This window comes from Candidatus Pelagisphaera phototrophica (assembly GCF_014529625.1).
Classification (GTDB): domain Bacteria; phylum Verrucomicrobiota; class Verrucomicrobiia; order Opitutales; family Opitutaceae; genus Pelagisphaera; species Pelagisphaera phototrophica.
In genome coordinates this window covers 2,320,186-2,337,806 of the sequence record NZ_CP076039.1, presented here as the reverse complement: position 1 = coordinate 2,337,806, position 17,621 = coordinate 2,320,186, and the positions used below count along the sequence as shown (strand labels likewise).

Annotated in this window: 11 protein-coding genes; 9 read left to right on the top strand and 2 right to left on the bottom strand. The window is 50.9% G+C overall.

Annotation, left to right across the window (positions count from 1 at the left end):
• The first annotated feature begins 54 nt into the window (after positions 1-54).
• The 7 genes from GA004_RS09980 (at position 55) to GA004_RS09950 (ending at position 9,609) form a co-directional block, all read left to right on the top strand.
• Entirely contained in the window at positions 55-591 is a 537-nt protein-coding gene (locus tag GA004_RS09980) for a sigma-70 family RNA polymerase sigma factor (RefSeq protein WP_283393713.1), read from the top strand.
• On the top strand, positions 588-2,165 hold the full coding sequence (locus GA004_RS09975) for a LamG-like jellyroll fold domain-containing protein (RefSeq protein ID WP_283393712.1): 1,578 nt from the start codon (positions 588-590) through the stop codon (positions 2,163-2,165). Before GA004_RS09980 ends, GA004_RS09975 begins: the two co-directional genes overlap by 4 nt.
• A gap of 54 nt (positions 2,166-2,219) precedes the next feature.
• Positions 2,220-5,144, top strand: coding sequence for a PSD1 and planctomycete cytochrome C domain-containing protein (locus GA004_RS09970; protein ID WP_283393711.1), 2,925 nt, complete (start codon positions 2,220-2,222; stop codon positions 5,142-5,144).
• Between the two features lie 107 nt (positions 5,145-5,251).
• Positions 5,252-6,694 (top strand): DUF1501 domain-containing protein, encoded by a 1,443-nt coding sequence (locus tag GA004_RS09965; RefSeq protein WP_283393710.1) that lies wholly within the window; start codon positions 5,252-5,254, stop codon positions 6,692-6,694.
• Positions 6,695-6,906: 212 nt separating this feature from the next.
• Positions 6,907-8,652 (top strand): arylsulfatase, encoded by a 1,746-nt coding sequence (locus GA004_RS09960; protein WP_283393709.1) that lies wholly within the window; start codon positions 6,907-6,909, stop codon positions 8,650-8,652.
• A gap of 213 nt (positions 8,653-8,865) precedes the next feature.
• Positions 8,866-9,309, top strand: coding sequence for a hypothetical protein (locus GA004_RS09955; protein ID WP_283393708.1), 444 nt, complete (start codon positions 8,866-8,868; stop codon positions 9,307-9,309).
• A 93-nt stretch (positions 9,310-9,402) separates the two neighbouring features.
• The gene (locus GA004_RS09950) at positions 9,403-9,609 is read left to right on the top strand and encodes a hypothetical protein (RefSeq protein ID WP_283393707.1); all 207 of its coding nucleotides are present in this window, start codon (positions 9,403-9,405) and stop codon (positions 9,607-9,609) included.
• 343 nt (positions 9,610-9,952) lie between these two features.
• Here GA004_RS09950 and GA004_RS09945 read toward each other — a convergent pair whose 3' ends face one another.
• Complete coding sequence (locus GA004_RS09945; RefSeq protein WP_283393706.1) at positions 9,953-11,362, bottom strand: DUF1501 domain-containing protein; 1,410 nt, start codon at positions 11,360-11,362, stop codon at positions 9,953-9,955.
• On the bottom strand, positions 11,352-14,627 hold the full coding sequence (locus GA004_RS09940; RefSeq protein WP_283393705.1) for a PSD1 and planctomycete cytochrome C domain-containing protein: 3,276 nt from the start codon (positions 14,625-14,627) through the stop codon (positions 11,352-11,354). The genes GA004_RS09945 and GA004_RS09940 overlap by 11 nt, the downstream gene beginning before the upstream one ends.
• Before the next feature lie 132 nt (positions 14,628-14,759).
• On the opposite strand from GA004_RS09940, the gene GA004_RS09935 reads away from it, so the two are divergent.
• Both GA004_RS09935 and GA004_RS09930 read left to right on the top strand, forming a co-directional pair.
• Complete coding sequence (locus tag GA004_RS09935; RefSeq protein ID WP_283393704.1) at positions 14,760-15,584, top strand: ABC transporter permease; 825 nt, start codon at positions 14,760-14,762, stop codon at positions 15,582-15,584.
• 286 nt (positions 15,585-15,870) lie between these two features.
• The gene (locus tag GA004_RS09930; RefSeq protein ID WP_283393703.1) at positions 15,871-17,361 is read left to right on the top strand and encodes a sulfatase-like hydrolase/transferase; all 1,491 of its coding nucleotides are present in this window, start codon (positions 15,871-15,873) and stop codon (positions 17,359-17,361) included.
• The last annotated feature ends 260 nt before the right edge of the window (positions 17,362-17,621 follow it).

The window sequence follows — 17,621 nt, the reverse complement described above, 5'->3', positions numbered from 1 at the left end:
CCCGATTTGTGTTAACCTTTTGGGGAAAAGATGGATTAGCCTCCAGATAGCCCGATGGACGCTCAAAAACAGAATGCCGCAATCGTTTCCCTGCTAACTCAAAACCAGTCAGCACTGCGATTGTATGTGGAATCTTTGATGCCGGGGGATCCGCATTGCGATGATGTCGCTCAGGAAACGAACACGATTATCTGGGAGAAACGGAGCGATTTTGAGATCGGAACCAACTTCAAGGCGTGGGCTTTCAGCATTGCTCGCTTCCAGGTTCGCAAATACCGGTTCAAGCAAGCCAAGAACGCTCGCCTGGTTTTCTGCGGAGAGCTAGAGGAAATCATAGCGGAGGAAATGACCGACCACCTTGACGATTTGTCCGAGCATCATATTGCCTTGCAGGCTTGTCTCCAAAAGCTCAAGCCAGCTGATCGCGACCTGATCCATCATCGGTACTTCAAGAAGACGCCGCTGAAGCAATACGCGGCTAGAATGGGCCGCAGTATTGGCGGGTTGAAGGTAACGCTACATCGTATTCGCAATCGCTTACTTTTGTGCGTCGAGAAACGCATCGCTTTGGCAAAGGAGGCTCAAGCATGACCTTGAACGAACGCGATCCACTAATCGACGATCTCATCGAGGGATCCATCTCAGAAGCGGATTTTTTCAAATTGGAAGCGGAGTTGCGGGTGAGCTCGGAAGCTCGCCAAGCTTACTACTCCAGACTGAAATTGACCGACTCGCTCAGATTGGAATCTAGTCTTTTACCTGAGGAAGAAAGTGATAAAACCGTATCCATTTGGTCGGGAAAGTTCAGCATTTTGGCGGCTATCGCTGCAGTTCTCGTAGTTGTATTTCTAGGTGCCTATGGATTAAAAAATAGCCTCGAAGACAGAACAAAAGACAAAGTTGCAGCAGAGCCCATCGCAACGGGCTACGCTGTTTTAGCGGAACACTCGGAAGCCGTTTGGGTAAACCAGCCGAACCTAGATAGAGGAGACTTGGTCCCGCAAGGCCCCTTGCAAATGGAATCCGGTCTTGCCCGACTCGAACTTTTCAGTGGCGTCACGATTATTATAGAGGGAAAAGCGGAGTTTGAAATAAACTCCCCCATGGAGATGTCTGTATTGCACGGAAAAATACGGGCGCTGGTTCCTACCGCTGCTCATGGATTCCGAGTGTTGACCAACTCTGGCGATGTTGTTGATCTGGGAACGGAATTTGCTTTGAACGTCACCCCTGAGCATGCGGATATGCATGTCCTCGATGGGGAAATCGAGTGGCATCCCAATGCCAAGCAGAAGCAGCACCTGTCCGATGGACAGTCTCTCCGTTGGACTACAACCGGGAATCCAGAGTCAGTGGCATTCGAACCTAGCCAGTTTCCTGGGCTAGCCGACTTCGAGCGGAGATTTGTCAGTCAAAGACTGCAGCGCCGCCAGGCATGGTCAGACAGCGCGGCGGTGTTGGGCAATGACCCACGAATGATCGCCTACTACCCCATGAACCAGTCGAATGAGTGGGGACGTCAGTTGTTGGACTCGTCCCAATCTGGTTTGAATGGCACGGTGGTGAGCGCTCGCCACGATGCGGATCGTTGGGGCCAGTCGGGGAGTGCTTTAAACTTCAGTCCCGCAGGGAGTCGTGTTCGTGTGTCGATTCCTGGAGAGCATCGATCGGTAACCTTTTATTGCTGGGCTCGTATCGACAGTTTGGATCGAATGTACAATTCCCTTTTTCTGACGGATGGCCATGAGCTGAACGAACCGCATTGGCAGATCATGAGCGATGGAAGGCTCTTCTTTTCCGTAAAACGGAGAGATGCTGTACCAAGATCTGGAAAAGACAAGCACATCGCTTATTCCCCTCCGATGTGGGATCCTTCTCAAAGTGGAAAGTGGTTACAAATTGCGACTGTTTACAACGTAGATGAGCAGACCACGACTCACTTCGTCAATGGAGAAGCGATCAGTCAGGATCGAATTTCAGACGAGTACATCGTGGATACGGTTCGAATTGGAGCGGCATCTATTGGAAATTGGAACGAGCCCACGAGGGGTGATCCTAATTTCGCTCTCCGTAATTTGAACGGAGCGATCGATGAATTTGCTATTTTTAGCGGCTCATTGTCCACCAGCGAAATCGCAGAACTTTACGAAAAAGGAAGACCTTAATTAGAAATGTATTCCAAAAAGGAAATTGGAAATGTCCAAAGTAGGGCTGGTGCTATGGCGCGTCGTAATATTAGATTTGATTGCTTCGGCATTTCGGAAGGGAAGGCCCTATACCAATATTTCAAAGCTTCACTGGTACTTTTGGTAGCGTCTGCTACGGCCAGTTTATCCACAGTGTCTGCAGTCGATGACGAATTGGAAATGGAGCGTCTGTTTACCTTGAAGGTGAAACCCATGCTCTCCGAAAAGTGTTTCAGTTGCCACGGTGGACTGGGCAAGGAAGTGAAGGGAGGATTCAAGCTGACGACGTTGGAGGATTTTCTCAAAGGTGGAGAGTTTTTCGACGACGTGCTAATTCCCGGTGATGCGGAATATAGCTTCGTAATGGAAGCGGTCCGTTGGAAGGATCCGGATTTCGAAATGCCGCCAAAGGAGAATGATCGGCTTTCTGAAGTACAAATAGCGGATCTAGAAAAATGGATCAATGCGGGCGCGCCCTGGCCGGATGAGGAGCGGCAAAACGAAATTCGATTAGCGGAACGTAACGTCAAAGAAAATGAGGAAGGGATTCTGATTGAACATTCTGGCGGTTTGGCGGACGAGTGGACATACCGCCGGTACAGGCCTGAGGACATGTGGGCTTTTATGCCGATTCGTAAACCCGCGGTACCTGAAGTACCGACGAGAACGGGAAACCCGATCGATTCGTTTGTCGTAGCGAAGCTGCAAGAAGCAGGATATGAACCCGCGCCTCAGGCGGACCCCATAACTTTGATACGTCGAGCGTCTTTTGATGTAACCGGCCTTCCGCCAAGTCCGGAAGAAGTCGTAGATTTTAAGAGAGCATTCAAGCAAAACCCGGACCATGCATGGACCGAGCTCGTAGACCGTTTATTGGAGAGCGATCACTATGGGGAGCGTTGGGGCCAGCATTGGCTTGATGTGGCTCGTTATTCCGATACGGGAGGAATGTCCAACGACTATGAGCGCTCTAATGCGTGGCGGTATCGTGACTACGTGATCCGTTCATTTAACGAAGACAAGCCATACAATGAATTCGTCATCGAGCAAGTGGCGGGGGACGAATTGGTCGCGAATTCGGTCGAGGACCGCCTAGATGGCGACGAAGAAGCCATAAGTAAAATTCATGGGACCGGGGCTTACACCCCTCAGGAAACCGAATGGATGGTGGCCTCAAGCTTCCTGCGAATGGGACCTTGGGATTCGGCTATGGTCGCGAAGCCTGAGGCCCGTCAAATCTACATTGACGATATCGTTAACTCGGTGGGCCAGACTTTTCTTTCAACCACCATGCGTTGCCTTAAGTGCCATGACCACAAGTTTGACCCTCTGCCCACCAAGGACTACTATAGATTGTATTCAGCCTTTTCAGCTACCCAACTTGCAGAAAGACCCGCTGCTTTCCATCCAAAAGAAAACCTCAACGGCTTCGAAGAGGGAAAGGCAATGGTTGAGAAGTTGCACGCGTTTGCGGCTGAGAAAAAAGAGGCTCTGCATGAAAAACGTGAAGCGGCCGCCAAGGCCTGGTTTACGGAAAGAGGTCTGGAGTATGTCGATCATGCTTCAAGGAAAGGACTTGATGACGATGTTAAACCTCCCCGCGATATCGGATTAGACTACATCGATGAAGGTCGGCTGAAGGTTCGTGAACAAGACGACTGGATTTGGGAGCGACGCAAAGAGCGTTATCAGCCCATGGTTCAAAGCGTATTTAATAGTCACTTACCTAAGTCAGTTAATGCGCGCAAGCTCCGCGTCACCGACAAGATCGACGAGAAGGAAACGACCGAGAGCTTTATTTTGATAGGGGGGTCCTTGAAAGCTCCCGGAGAAAGAGTCTCACCCGGAGTTCTGAGTGCTCTCGGTGTTCCTGTGGACCCCGCAAGCGATGATCCCTATGTCATTCCGGAGGATCTTGATGGCAGGCGTCTAGCAGTTGCTCGATGGATTGCCGATGCACGCAACCCACTAACTAGCCGTTCCTTCGTGAATCGCATTTGGCAGCATCACTTCGGGAAGCCATTAGCAGCAAACCCAAACAACTTTGGAACGAAGGGCGAAAAACCAACGCATCCTGATCTCATTGATTGGCTGGCCGCTGAATTCGTTGATGGGGGCTGGAAAATCAAGCGGATGCATAAGCTCATCATGCTGTCGGACACATACAAACAATCAACTATCCACCCAGCACGGGGAGAGCTAGAAACGGACGACCCTAGCAACGACCTGCTAGCATCCTATCCTCCCCGCCGCCTAACTGCGGAAGAGATTCGGGATGGGATGCTGAAAATTACGGGGGAGTTGAATACCGAGGTGGGAGGTCTTCCGGTAATGCCTGAAATCAATATGGAGGTCGCGCTGCAACCGCGAATGATCCAATTTTCCATCGCTCCGGCTCATCAGCCGTTCCCTGAACCGGAGCAAAGAAATCGTCGGAGCGTTTACGCTTATCGAGTACGGGGGCAGGCCGATCCCTTCCTGGAAATATTTAATCAGCCCAATCCAAATGATTCGTGTGAAATTCGTGATGATGCCTCGGTATCGCCGCAAGCCTTCACCCTATTAAACAGCGACGTGGTTACAGATCGGTCAATCGCTTTCGCGGATCGACTGATTCGGGAAGAGAAAAGTTTTTCCAAGCGAGTGAGAAGGGCCTTTGAGTTAGCACTCTCTAGAAGCCCAACAAAGCAGGAGCAAATGCGCATGCTGGACTACGTGGAGAATATGAGAGACTACCACAAGGAACATGAGCCCGTTCCGGTAACCTATCCGACCAAGATCACCCGTTCACTGGTAGAGGAGTTTTCCGGAAAGCCTTTCGAATATGAAGAAATACTCCCCGCTTTCGAAAACTATGTACCCGATAAAAAAGCAACCGATGTAGATGCGGGTACCCGTGCTATAGCCGACCTTTGCCTTGTCCTCTTTAACACCAACGAGTTTGTCCACGTGTACTAAGACGGTCCTTACAAATAACATCATTCCCATCAAAATCAGCTCTCCAATAGGTTCGTGTGCGTTCTTACAAATTCTAGGGAAAAGATATCTCAGAGAAATTTAATATCATGAAATCACCCATCTGTTCTCGTCCTTTGTCTACGCCGACCACCCGTCGTGACTTTCTTTGCGGTCTCACTGCATCGCTCGGATCGCTTGCCATGACAAGCATGTTGGCCAAGGATTATCCTTCTTCCTTGTTGAAGGCATCAGCCACAGAGCAAGGTCCCCTCTGGCCGAAAGAGCCCATGCTCCCCGCTAAGGCGAAGTCGGTGATTATGTTATTCATGGAAGGAGCTCCGGGACACATGGATACGTTTGATCCAAAGCCGGAACTCCAGAGGCTGCACAAGCAGGAATCTACTTTGGCGAAAGAGGGTGACCCGTTCAAATTTTTCGTGGGCAGCCCATTTGGATCTCGAAAAGTGGGTCAGTCTGGTCTCGATATGTGTGACCAATGGCAATACATAGCGGACCCTGAAGTGGCCGATGAGTTTTGCAACTATCGCGGATGTCAAGCGGAGTCAGTGAATCATCCGGAAGCGCTCTACCACATGAATACAGGGAGTCGCTTAGGAAGCGATCCCGCTCTGGGCGCGTGGACGACCTACGGACTCGGTTCCATGAATCAGAATTTGCCAGGTTACGTTGTCATGACAGAGTTGGCAATGCCTCAGGGTGGTGCAGGCAATTGGTCCAATGGATTTCTTCCGGCACATTATCAAGGTACACGACTACGGCCCGAAGGATCTCCCATCTTGGACCTGAAGTCTCAGCCAAACAAGACGCGGGATCACCAGCGCAGAGCCTTGGACGAATTAGCCTTTCTGAATCAACGTCATGCCGATAGGCATCCTGAGCACAAGGATCTTGCAGCCCGCATGGAAAGCTACGAGTTGGCTTATCGTATGCAGACCGAAGTGCCTGACGTGATCGATTTGAAAAGCGAGCCCGAGTACATTCGAGAGATGTACGGCATGAATGACAAGGAAACAGCTGTATTCGGTCGCCAATGTTTGATGGCGCGTCGATTGGTTGAAGAGGGTACGCGTTTTGTGCAAATCTTTACTGGTGGATGGGATAGTCACGATTACCTAGAAGAGGGTCATTCCTCTCGTATCCGAAGTGTGGATCGTGGGATGGCGGCGTTGATTAAGGATTTGAAGCAACGCGGTATGCTTGATGAAACGCTCGTCATTTGGACGGGTGAGTTCGGAAGAACCCCCGACAACAATAAGCGAGGAGGAGTCTATTCACTGGGGCGCGACCACAATGCGGAGGCGATGACCATGATGCTCGCTGGAGGCGGGGTGAAGAAGGGGACAATCGTTGGGGCAACCGACGAATTGGGTAAGAGCGCGGTGGATGTGGTTCATCCAATACGTGACCTTCACGTAACACTCTTGCACTTACTCGGACTCGATGACAACAAGTTGACTTATCTGCACGGAGGCCGCTATAAGCAGATGTCGCAATTCGGAGGTCAGCTCATAAGGGAGTTGATTGCCTAGTTGAGCTTTTCTTAAGAATCTGTTGAAACCCTGATCAGTGGGGGTGATATTACTGGTTAAGGAAGCAATACTCCGCCTTACGTCGTAGCTACGACGATTACTCGTCGTGGAATAGGCATTTAGCTCCCAAGTTAAAGTTAAGTCAGCGCCATGCACATCACGGGACTTGAGTTCGTTCACGAGGTCACTGTTAATCACCATTAACGCAGATTATGTTTTCCTTTCTTAAAATCCTTCTTGCCGTTGTTTTAGGTTTCACTGGCTCCTTCGCGTCTCAACCCAATGTCATTCTCATCGTGACCGATGACCAGGGGTACGGTGACATGTCTTGTCACGGAAACCCCTATTTGAATACGCCAAATATCGATAGGCTTCATGATGAGGGAATTAGTTTGGACGACTACCATGTCGATCCTTATTGCACGCCGACCCGAGCTGCCCTGATGACGGGTAAATACAGCGTTCGCGTAGGTGCTTGGGCAGTAACCGAAGGCAGGCAGTTACTCAATGCGAAGGAGGCGACGATGGCGGACGTATTTGCGGCATCTGGCTACCGAACGGGAATGTTTGGGAAATGGCATCTCGGCGATCCTTATCCGTATGCGCCTCGGTACCGAGGTTTCCATGACACGGTGCACCACCTTGCCGGAGGAGTCGATGAAATTGGAAACCCAGTGGGGAATGACTACTTTAGCGACACCTACTATCGTAACGGCGTACCTGAGAAGTTTCGCGGTTATTGCACGGATGTGTTCTTCGACGAAACACTGCGCTTTATTCGTAAAGGTGAGGCGACTGGTTTCGAACAACCCTTTTTCGTCTATTTGCCGCTAAACGCAATGCATGGACCACTCACTGTCGATCCAAGTTACTCCGATCCGTTCCTTGCGAAAGGTTTATCTGATCCACGTTCGAAATTCTTTGGAATGGTTCAGAATTTCGACGAAAACCTGGGACGTTTGCTACAATCCCTGAACCAGTGGGGTATCGATGAAAACACGGTGGTAATCTTTATGGGGGACAATGGCACAGGAGGGGGAGTCGACTCTCGAACGATGGAGGGATACAATGCGGGCATGAGAGGCAAAAAAGGATCTACCTATGAAGGAGGGCACCGCGTGGCTTGTTTCGCCCGATGGCCGGGCACGCTTGATTCTGGAGGGACCGTAGAGGAATTGACTGCCCACCTCGATTGGCTCCCCACTTTAATAGATCTGTGTGGCTTGGAAAAACCTAGCGATGTTGCTTTCGATGGGCGAAGCATTGAGTCGCTTTTACACGGGAAATCAAGTAATTGGAGAGAGCGGAAATTGTTTGTCGATCGGCAAGCGGATCAGCTCGAAATGTGGAATCCCAGCGTCGAACCGGAACAGAAATATCCTGGTAGGGTGGTCCTGACGGAGCGTTGGCGCCTAGTAAACGGAGAGCTCTATGACATTCTTGACGACCCTAGCCAGAAGGCCGACCTAGCCCGACAAAACCCTAAAGTGATAGAGTCGCTTTCGGCTGCCTACAAGAAACACTTCGAAGATGTTGCGGATCATGGGGGGAGATTTACGCCTTTCATTATTGGGGCACCAGAGGAAAATCCGACCAGGTTTACCACCCGCGATTGGCATCACACCGACGGAGGTGTCATCTGGAAAATGTCGCTCGTCGAAGACGACTCTCTTTTCGTGAACGGTTTCTGGGCCTTGGATACTCACGCAGAAGGCCGATACGAATTTCGAATTTCCCGCTACCCCAGAGATATGGAAAAACCAATGGGTGCTATCGAAGCTCGTATTAAAGTTGGAGATACATCAGAATCTATCAATATAGAGCCGGAGGAGACTTACACAAAGTTTAAATTGGATTTAAAGGAGGGGCCAACGATTCTTCAAACTTGGTTGACGGACGAGCAAACGAAGAACGTACGAGGAGCCTACTACGTCGAGGTAAAACGTTTAGACAGGTAGGGCGTAGGACCCGTCTTTACTCCATTTGGGTTTAATTTCCTCGCGTATGCCACAAATCTGTAGGGAGCGAATTAGAATAGCTAAAGGAAGACGATCCAGAGAGTTTTCGAAGGAATGCAAGATTATGGGTTTGAGTTTTCCTGTGCGATTCAGACTTTTGCGGCACGGTTGATGTTTAATGGTGCACAATTTCGACAAAATTTTCCCGAAACAATGAGCAGCAGGCGGTTCATTTTGCTCACTACTATTTGCGTCATTCAGACGGTATTTGCTCACGAGCCCGAAGCGAGTGCCCCGGTCGCTCAATCAGAGTCAGAAGGAGGGATCAGCGGTCACTTTCACGGGGGATGGGCGAGCCGATACTTCTTGGAGGGTCGCGATGCGTTGGATGGGGATTCGCTTTGGGTGAGCAGCCTAGAGCTTGCCTGGAAAAATTTAACGAGCGGAGTCTGGTATGGACGATCACCCGATCAGGACTACGATGAGCTTCAATTAAGTTTCGCAGCGTCGCAAAGCATTGGCGACGTAGAATTCTACGCTGCATTCACCCATTTGCGAACCCCTTTCAATGGACTCGATGACAAGGAAGTCGGGGCAGGTTTTAGTTGGGCTGGTTTGCCGAACAGAATTGAATTCACGGGGGATGCTTACTATTAATTCGATGCGGAAGGATCGTTTTGGGAATTCGCTTTGAACAGAGCATTTTTCGTATCGGATAAGCTGATCTTTCACACCTCCGGAATTTTAGGAGTGAACCAAGGATACGTATCCGATGGACATGACGGGGCCAATCACCTCGCATTCAGAATGGGCACTGAGTACGCCATTTCCGAATCAGTAGCTACTTACTTACACCTCGCCCACAGTTGGGCCCTCGACCGAGACGCTTCGCTCCCAGGTGATAGACAACTGGTCGATTTTTCGCACGCTAGTCTAGGTATGCAGTTTTCGTTCTAAAAGGGATCTCAATTGATATCCCCAAAAATAGTTGCTTTCAGTTTAACTTTTGGGAGATCGCATTCATTAAGTCCGTGTCCCGGGTCGAGAGGTGAAGATACGCGTCAACCCAACTCAAGATCGTATGGCGGGCTGGAGCGGAGTCTCCAACAAGTCGGTGTCATTACTGACTGGCGGAGAAAAAACGACGCGGCTTTGCGATGTAGCTACGACGACACTTCCTCGTGAAGCTTGCGATAATTCCTAAAAATAGAGTTAAGTTGACCGCGATAGGCGGGACTGGACCTAGCAGGTGTGAGATGAAATCGGTTGCAGCCTGGCTTCCTTCGATAAGACTGATTCATCAAGCGATAATATCGGACCAGACCTTTCCGTGTACATCGGTCAGTCGGAGATTTCTGCCACCATGCTGGAAAGTGAGTTTTTCGTGATTGACGCCGAGCAAGTGGAGCACAGTGGCCCATAGTTCGTAAATATTGGATACGTTCTCGGTGGCGTAGTAGCCAAGCTCGTCTGTCGCCCCATAAACGGTGCCACCACTTGTGCCTCCGCCTGCCATCCAAGCGCTGAATCCTTGGGGGTTGTGGTCACGACCGATTCCTTGGGCGAAGGGATTACGGCCAAATTCTCCAGTGAAAACGACAAGGGTTTCATCAATTAGCCCACGATTTTTTAGGTCGGTGAGGAGGGCTGCGATTGGCTTGTCGACCTGGGAAGCCATCGCCCCGTGTCCGATTTCGATTTTGTTGTGCTGATCCCATGGATTGGCTTTTTGCACACCTTTCTCGAAGGGGCAGCAGGAGAGCTCAACAAACCGAACACCTCTCTCGACTAGGCGTCGCGCCATGAGGCATTGCCGGGCGTATTCCGATTTGTACCAGACAGGATCATGTACTCCGTATTCATCCAGCAATGACTGAGGCTCTTCGGAAATGTCTGTGAGCTCTGGAACGGCTTGCTGCATTAGGTAGGCAGTCTCTGCGTTCTCGATAGAGGCCATAACCGCATCCTTCGCCGCGGTGCGCTGAGCAAATCCCGCATCTAGCGTTTTAATGATTTCGAGGGCTTTACGTTGCTCATGGTCAAGCATGGCAGGCTGAATGTTAGGAACCGCTCGACTGCCGGAAACGTTGAAAATAGAACCGCCATTTGTGGCGGGCAAAAAAGCGTTTCCAAAAATGCTCACGCCTCCATGAGGGGTGCCGGAGTGTTCGGATTGTAGTACGACGTATCCAGGCAAGTTTTTGTTTTCTGTACCCAAACCATAATTGACCCAAGCTCCGGCACTTGGATGGCCGAGGAAAGGAAAGCCTGAATGGATGAAGAAGTTGCCTTGGGCGTGTTCGCTGAAATTGGCAGTCAAAGACCGGATCACCGCCATTTCGTCGGCATGTTCGGCGATGTTAGGGAAGAGGTTAGTCATCTCGATGCCGGACTGGCCATATTTCTTGTGATCCCAAAAAGATCCCATGATGTTGCCAACCTGGTCAAATTGAGTTCGCTCTACATCTACCGGCATCGGTTGACCGTGCATTTCCCGCAGAAGGGGTTTCGGGTCAAAGGAATCCACGTGGGATACGCCCCCCGACATGTAGAGAAAAATCACAGACTTAGCTTTGGCAGCATGGTGACGCGTGGGAATGTAGGGGCTTTTCCCGGACGCTGAGTTGATGAGACTCGACAAAGTTAGGGCGGCCACTCCCTTTGAAGTCAGGTTCAGGAATTCACGACGATTCTGGAGATTAATAGACATAGATAAACTCCTTCGTATTCAAAAGGGTGAAGGCGATGCGCTCAAGGGCGGTATTGGGATCATTGATGCTCTTACGGTAGGCTTCCAGGGTTTCATGTTCAGATTTGCTCGGAGTCCGGGCGTAGGCTCCTAGAAAAAGAGTTTCCAGTTTTTGATCGAAGCTAGATTCGCTTAACTGTGAATCGACTCTTTCGGCCCAACTCTTGGCGGATTCCTGAATAAACGGCCCGTTCATCATGCTCAACGCTTGGGCAGGGACACTTGTGCTGTCTCGACGGCTCACGGTCGTCGTTGGAATTGGGAAATTGAATGTCGAGAGAAAGGGGTCCAACTGGTTTCGTTTAGACATCTTGTAGACGCCCCGCTCGTAATCTTTTTGGGCAAGGCTGTTGATCGAGTCCATAATCGCTTCCGCATCCAGCCGACGAGGTGCGTAATAAGACAAGAATTGGTTGTTAGGATCTTTTTTGTTCGCTTCATCAGGAGCGAGACTTCCCGATCGAAAGGCACGGCTGGCAACCATGTTTCGAAGTGCTGTTTTGATCGACCAACCGTTTTTTTCGAAATCCAAAGCAAGGTAGTCAAGCAGTTCCGGATGGGCGGGCTTTTTGCCCAGTCGGCCAAAATTGTCGGTTGTGGAAACAATGCCTTGTCCAAAGACATAGTGCCAAAGTCGGTTGAGCAGAACGCGCGATTTAAGGGTGTTCGCCTTGCCGGCTATGTCTTGTGCGAGCTCAAGCCGTCCCGAGTCTTCGTTACTATAGGGCCTGTTGTCGAATGCTTCCAGAAATTGCCTCGGCACCGCATCACCGGGCTTTTTGTAGTCACCGCGAATGAGTAGTGGCTGATCTATGACATCGCCCTTCAGGAGAGCGGGTGCTCGAGTCGGGAAGGGGATTTCGCCTTCCAGATTGCGGTATTGAGAGACTAGTCCACGTTGTTGAGCAGGCAAGGATTCAAGTCGATTGGGCAGGAGGTCGAACCGTACGAAGGCACTCAAAAATTCGGCCTGGGCATTGGTGATTTGTCTGCGTTTCCAAGCTATGATGGATGCCCGGAGGGTCCTTTTGTAAATTGCTAGAAGAGAATTCGGCTCTCTAAGACCGGAACCATTTGGGAGCACTGTATATAGAGGAACTCCTAGTTCCTTGACCTTGAAGTCTCCGCCTATCACTTCAGTCACTCCAAACCAGGAACGGCCCTCTGATGCATTGACCGGTTTGTCGCCAATGGTCGAAATCTGGTAGTGGATTTGTTCTCCATTCCAGAACTTGTATTTTCTCAGCGGGTACCATTGCGAGATTCCTGTTTCTGCCCTCTTGTAGGGATGCAGTCCCTGCTCTAGGGGATAGTTCCGTGCAGACATGCGGATCGCTCCGTTGAGACCCGTAGCTCGCAGGTAGCTCTTTTCACCCTTTGCAATATGGTTGGGAGAGGCCAGAGTACCATTATGCTTGTCGGAGGTCAAATGACTGTAGACGCCCCGCGGATAAATCCCGGATATCGCATAGACTCCCTCACCCGCGACGGAGAATGATCCCGCGGGACTGACCTTGGGACCGAGTCCGTTTCCGCTGCGATACCAGCGATCCAGGGTTTTCTGGTCCCGAAGATCGGCGTAGAAGGTGGCGTTCTTTTTTGCGGCCTCGTATGTATCGAGCGCCGCCTGGTGCTCCATCGCTTGGTGATTCCATTTCTCGTTGAAATCTTTGCTGGGCAGCTCTTTCCACAGTTTCATCGGAGCCAATGGGTGATATTCTCCCACTTGGTCGATCTCTCGTTTCAGCAATAACTGGTTTAGGCGTTCCGGATCGGTAGGCAGCGCCAATTTCCGTCTCCTTGCAGGAAGCTTCAGGTCGGCATGGATTCCCTTTTCTTCCTCCGTCTCGGCGAAATTGAAAGTGGCTAGTTTGTCGACGGCGACATCTACATTCTCCAGCCAGAAATTCGCCATGGATCTTCGGATACCGGGTTTCAGTTTCTCCAGTTCCTTTTTGTTTATCTCTTGTTTTTCCCGCGTATCGATATTGAGCGAGCCAGGACGGTTGCTCACCATAATGCCGTAAAGCCGGTAAAAGTCATTCTGGCTAATCGGGTCGAACTTGTGGTTGTGACAACGGGCACAGGAGACGGTAATGCCGAGCATGGCCTTCGATAGAACGTCGATCTGATTTTCGGTATTGGTGATCTGTTCCTGATAGGCATCGACCACACCGAATCCGTAAGGCACCATGCGAAAGTGAGCGGGCCCGATAGCCGATTCATTGATACCGAGTTCCTGGTTGATGCGAGGCTTTTTCAAGAGGTCGCCCGCTACGTGCTCCGTTAGTAGTTGGTCGTAGGGAACATCGGCATTGAGTGCTCGAATGAGGTAGTCACGATAAGCGGATGCGTAGGGAAGATTGGGGTCTCCCTCACTCCCATGTGATTCCGCATAACGATACCAGTCCATCCAATGGCGAGCCCAGCGCTCGCCGAATTCCTCGGACGCGAGAAGCGTATCCACGAGATCCCGATAGGCCTTTTCACTGGGGTCTGCCGTAAACTGTTTTACTACTTCGATCTTTGGAGGAAGCCCAGTGAGTACCAGATGCAGGCGGCGAACCAGCGTTTCTGGACTAGCCTGCTCTTGGGGCCTCAGCCCTTTCCCCGAAAGCGATGCGAATAGGAACTGGTCAATGGGGCTTTGATTCCAATCCGGAATTGAAACCCTAGGAGGAGTTGTCTTTTTGAGCGGCTGAAAAGACCACCAGTTACTGCGTTTTTCAAGCAGCGTATCCCAAGCGACGGCATTGTCTAGGTCAAGTTGGGTTGGCTTTTTATCACGGGGATCCGGGGCTCCCATGCGTATCCATTCCTCAAAGTCGGCGATGACACGGTCGTCGAGTTTAGGAGCGTTTTCAGGCATTTCCAAGTCATCTTCGTGGCGAATGGCCCAGATCAAGACACTGTCTTCGGGTTTCCCTAGCTCGATGATGCTACCGTTTTCGCTGCCTGCAAGGAGGGCACCTCGATAGTCTAAAGCCAGCCCGGCCTTGGCCTTGTTGACGCTATTGTGGCACTCGTAGCAACTTTCCGCCAGTACTGGGCGAATCTTGTTTTCGAAAAACTCTACCTGTTCCGGTGTCGCATCCAATGCGAAAAGGTTCAAAGACGAAGCTCCGAAGATGAGAGCGACTTTGAACTCAGGCAGAAAGAAATCCGACTTGGGGGAAATGAGGGAGCGATAACGCATCTGTTTCGATGTAAAGGAGAGTATTTTCATTTTTTGTGAATGGAGTGTCGAATGAAAAAGGTCTCGGGCTGGGGCTTGATCTTGGGAGGCGCCCTGCTGGAGCAACAGACTCAAAGGGGCGTCTGAGGATATTGCCAAGCAATTTGATTCAATTGCGTAGAAATGGGTTGGGAAATCGAGGACGGAGTGATGCTCACCGAGCGTGATATGCGGGCCAAGAACAAAGTCGCGGTACTAGGCGCTTCGGTGATTGAGAATATGTACGGAGGGGGCAATCCCATTGGGCAGACCGTCCGCATTCAGCAAACTCCTTTCAAAATCATAGGAGTGTTGAAAGCTAAGGGTCAAAGTTCTGGAGGACAGGACCAGGATGATACAGTACTAGTGCCTCTGACATCTGCCGCTTTTAGGCTGCGTGGAGATTCTCAGTACGTTAGTCAGATTTATGCTAGCGCGATAAGCGTAGACGCTATGGATTCCGCCAAGGAGGAACTCGAGCAAACCTTGCGACAAGCCCACAAGCTCATGAATGGGCAAGAAGACGACTTCAGTGTTCGCAGTCAATCGGAACTGACTGAGGCCTTTACCTCAACCACGGAAACCATGACCACTTTCCTAACAGTAGTGGCCGCGGTTTCGCTATTGGTGGGTGGAGTCGGCATCTTGAATATCATGTTGGCTTCGTTGACTGAGCGTACTCGGGAAATCGGTATTCGTGTTGCCGTCGGTGCCCGCAGTACAGATGTGCTGATTCAGTTTCTTATCGAGGCGGTCGTGCTTAGTGTGGCGGGAGGAGCCATCGGTATCGCATTGGCCTATGGTGTATGCGACATTGTGCAGGCAAAGTTCGGTATGACGACGATCGTAAAGTCCTGGATCATCGCCGTATCGCTAGGTGTGTCGGCATTGATAGGAATCGTCTTCGGTCTGTATCCCGCTTTCATGGCTTCAAGGCTCGATCCGATAGATGCCCTGAGACACGAGTAGAGTCAGTGGATATTTTTGGCTAGTGGGTAAATTTGGCGAGGCTAGGACCTCCCGTCACTGCCGTGCTTCGCCGGTGTAAGTCGGGCCGGGCGCCTCAGTTCGATCGGCATGGGCCGCGGAGAGGAGTGGTTTTCGTGCCCGCGGTAAAACGTAATTCAACCGCGGTGTGAAACCTCTCCTACTCATCCAAATCGCGGGAAGCTACCTTTTCCTTCAGACTGATCACTCAGTGGTTTGACAGTGTGGATGGGGTTGCCTCAGTCTTCCCTTTCCAGACGCCTGTCCCATGCCTGAAAAACCTAACGTTCTTCTTATCTCTACTGACCACTGGCCAGCATCTTTGCTAGGATGTGCCGGTCATCCTTCGATTCAGACGCCCACCCTTGATCAATTGGCGGCAAATGGTACTCGTTTTACCAATACATATGCAGAGTGTCCGGTTTGCATACCGGCACGCCGCACACTTATGACGGGAACAACGCCGCGAACGCATGGAGATCGCGTCTTTCAGGAAACGCTCCCGATGCCCGACCTACCGACTATGGCAGAGACCTTTAAGGGGGCCGGCTACCAAACTTACGCCGTGGGAAAGCTGCATGTTTACCCTCAGCGTAATCGTATCGGCTTTGACGATGTCATCCTGGATGAGGAGGGGCGGCAAGTCTACGGTGTGGTAGACGACTATGAGTTGTTCCTCGGCGACCAGGGATATGCAGGGCGGTTTTTTGAGCATGGGATGAGTAATAATGAATACAGCTACCGCCCATGGTTCCTGCCCGAAGAAACGCACGCTACCAATTGGGCGGCGAACCAAATGTGCCGCGTCATCAAGCGGAGGGACCCGGAAAAGCCGGCGTTTTGGTACTTGTCCTTTCGGCATCCACATCCGCCGCTACTCCCTTTGCAGAGCTATATCGACCTTTACCGGGATATGGGAATTGAAATCGACATGCCTTACACGGGAGCCTGGACTCAGGAGGAGAACCCATGCTTCAGCCTCCAAGTGGATTTTGACCGAGGGAGCAAGTTCTCCACGGAGCAAATTCGAGGTGCGAGACTGGCGTTCTATGCGCTATGTACGCAAATCGACCATCAGCTTAGGGTCATAATTGGCACGCTTCGAGAGGAAGGACTGCTAGATAACACGGTCATCTGTTTTACATCGGACCATGGAGACATGCTAGGGAATCACAACATGTGGGCAAAGCGCTTATTTTACGAGAACTCAGCCAATATTCCGATGCTTCTCATGGGTGTCAAAGGGGACAAAAGAGTGGGGCATCACCGTATCGATGACCGTCTCGTTGGTTGGCAGGATGTGATGCCGACATTGCTCGATTTGGCCGATATTGAAATCCCAGAAACCGTAGATGGAATCTCGATGGTGGGCGAAGAAAAGCGAGAGTGGTTTTACGGGGAAGTGGATGAAGGGCCTCGTGCCACTCGGATGATACATGATGGTCGCTACAAATTGATTTACTACGGTACGGGAAACCGACGGCTCTTGTTTGATCTGAAAGAGGACCCCAATGAATTGGTAGACCTCTCGGAGTCGATCGAGCATGTGGATATACTGGAAAAGCTAATTGAGCGGCTCATCAGCCAATTGTACGGAGAAGACGAATCGTGGATAGAAGACGGAGTATTAGTGGGAGTTAAAGATCAGCCTTTTAAGCCAGGGCCTAACCGAAGTTTGACCAGCATGCGAGGTGCCCACTGGCCACCTCCCCCCACTAGTGGGATGCCGCAAATTGAGTGGTATTCTGCAGATGAGTGACAGGGGCTGAATAATTCCACATCTCGTCCTGCTGGCCCGAACACGAGTCATCCTGCAGTGCAGCGGATCCCGTTAAAACGAATCCCTTGTGACTCCTCTTGCTCGACCACCTACGATACCAACATCTGGTATACGGACTTCACCGCTCCATCGCCGCCCCAGAGGGCGAGGATAAAAAGAACCTGCATCAGAAGGTTATCCCACCAGCGATTCTTGTATTGCTCTCCTATGTATTTCCCGCGGGCCTTTATCCACCACTA

Bases quoted from the DNA above. Each gene is read 5' to 3' on its own strand.
- GA004_RS09980 (WP_283393713.1), top strand. From the start codon at position 55: ATGGACGCTCAAAAACAGAATGCCGCAATCGTTTCCCTGCTAACTCAA.
- GA004_RS09975 (WP_283393712.1), top strand. From the start codon at position 588: ATGACCTTGAACGAACGCGATCCACTAATCGACGATCTCATCGAGGGA.
- GA004_RS09970 (WP_283393711.1), top strand. From the start codon at position 2,220: ATGGCGCGTCGTAATATTAGATTTGATTGCTTCGGCATTTCGGAAGGG.
- GA004_RS09965 (WP_283393710.1), top strand. From the start codon at position 5,252: ATGAAATCACCCATCTGTTCTCGTCCTTTGTCTACGCCGACCACCCGT.
- GA004_RS09960 (WP_283393709.1), top strand. From the start codon at position 6,907: ATGTTTTCCTTTCTTAAAATCCTTCTTGCCGTTGTTTTAGGTTTCACT.
- GA004_RS09955 (WP_283393708.1), top strand. From the start codon at position 8,866: ATGAGCAGCAGGCGGTTCATTTTGCTCACTACTATTTGCGTCATTCAG.
- GA004_RS09945 (WP_283393706.1), bottom strand. From the start codon at position 11,362: ATGTCTATTAATCTCCAGAATCGTCGTGAATTCCTGAACCTGACTTCA.
- GA004_RS09940 (WP_283393705.1), bottom strand. From the start codon at position 14,627: ATGAAAATACTCTCCTTTACATCGAAACAGATGCGTTATCGCTCCCTC.
- GA004_RS09935 (WP_283393704.1), top strand. From the start codon at position 14,760: ATGGGTTGGGAAATCGAGGACGGAGTGATGCTCACCGAGCGTGATATG.
- GA004_RS09930 (WP_283393703.1), top strand. From the start codon at position 15,871: ATGCCTGAAAAACCTAACGTTCTTCTTATCTCTACTGACCACTGGCCA.